This is a genomic window from Paenibacillus sp. KS1 (assembly GCF_001680695.1).
Taxonomy (GTDB): Bacteria; Bacillota; Bacilli; order Paenibacillales; family Paenibacillaceae; genus Paenibacillus_B; species Paenibacillus_B suaedae.
Map to the genome: position 1 here is coordinate 1 of NZ_MAIS01000213.1, position 1,796 is coordinate 1,796.

The following is a 1,796-nucleotide window of genomic DNA, read 5'->3' on the forward strand; positions in this document are numbered from 1 at the left end:
GCAGATGCCGCTGGCGCCGAACGGCAAGCTGGATCGCAAAGCTTTGCCGGCTCCAGAGAGAAGCCTTCAAGTTGAATCGGAATATGTTGCGCCGCGCACGGAAGCGGAACAGATGCTGGCAACCGTATGGCAAGCCGTACTTGGCATCGAACGTGTCGGGATAACCGATCACTTCTTCGAGCTTGGCGGAGATTCCATCAAGTCCATTCAAGTGGCAGCAAGAATGCAGCAGGCGGGCTTTAAGCTTGAAATTCGCGACTTGTTCAAATACCCAACGGTTACACAGTTGGTTCCATACATGCAGCCGATTAATCGAACGGCTGATCAGGGAGAAGTCGTCGGTGAGGTGCCGATGACACCGATTCTTCATTGGTTCGAGCATCAGCAGTTTGCGAATCCGCATCATTTCAATCAGTCGGTAATGCTGTATCGCAAGGATGGCTTTGTCGCAGATGCAGTGCGCAAGGCGCTTCATAAGTTGGTTGAACACCACGATGCGCTTCGTATTGTAATTCAGAGAACGGAACAAGGAGAATTTTCGCTCTGGAATCGATCCCTAGTAGAGGGCGAACTCTTCAGTATGGAAGAGATCGATTTAACGGATCAGTCGGATTTCGCCGCAGCGATTGAAGCGGAAGCAAACCACATTCAAGGCAGTATTGATCTACAGGCAGGGCCTTTGGTCAAGGCAGGCTTATTCCACGGCAGTGATGGTGATCACTTGCTGCTCGTTATCCACCACGCAGTCATCGATGGCGTGTCTTGGAGAATATTGCTTGAGGATCTCGCATCAGGCTACGAACAGGCGCTGAATCAACGCCAAGTACGTCTGCCGATGAAGACGGACAGCTTCCGTACATGGGCGGAACAGCTAGTAGAGTATGCGAATAGTCCAGCGATGGATAAGGAATCTGCTTATTGGCTCGGCGTCGCGCAGACGGAAGTGGCCGCCCTGCCTAAAGACAGCGAGTGCACGGTTTCCTTGCAGCGCGATAGTGAATCCGTCGTGCTCGAGTGGAATCGGGAAGATACAGAACGGCTTCTGAAGCATGTTCACCGTGCTTACAACACCGAAATGGATGATATTCTGCTCACAGCGCTTGGCAGGGCACTCATGAAGTGGCGCGGCATCGAGCGCATACTGGTTACGCTGGAAGGGCATGGACGCGAGTCCATTATACAAGGCATGGATATTACGCGGACGGTTGGCTGGTTTACGACCGAATATCCGTTTGAGCTCGGGATGGAAGCGAACGACAGTCTTGGATCTCAGATCAAGAAGGTAAAAGAGGATTTGCGCCGCATTCCGAACAAAGGAATCGGGTACGGTCTGTTCCGGTATTTATCCAATTCGGGCCAACAGGCTTGGAAAGATGCGCCAACGACACAAATTCGTTACAACTACCTGGGACAGTTCGATGCGGACTTGAGCAATAACGAACTGAGCGTATCTCCATATGCAAGCGGCTCGGAGATTAGCGATGAGCAGGAGCGCAAGTATCCGCTCGATATTAACGGCGTGATCGCAGAAGGCCAATTGACGCTGGGCTTAAGTTACAGCGTCAAGGAGTATCGCAAAGAGACGATGGAGGAGTTGGGTGATCTCCTTACGGAATCACTGAAAGAAATTATCGCACACTGCGAAGCACAGGAGCGGACGCAATTGACGCCAAGTGATGTCTTGTTTAAGGGACTTAGCTTGGAGTGGCTGGATCGGATATCTTCGCAAATGCAGCATATCGGCGAGATCGAGAATGTATATGCATTGACGCCGATGCAGAAGGGAATGTGGTTCC

Annotated in this window: 1 protein-coding gene; it reads left to right on the top strand. The window is 51.6% G+C overall.

Going from position 1 to position 1,796, the window contains the following annotated elements; genetic code table 11:
- Positions 1–1,796 (top strand): condensation domain-containing protein (locus BBG47_RS27880; protein ID WP_254659957.1); only part of this gene is annotated, 1,796 nt, incomplete at both ends.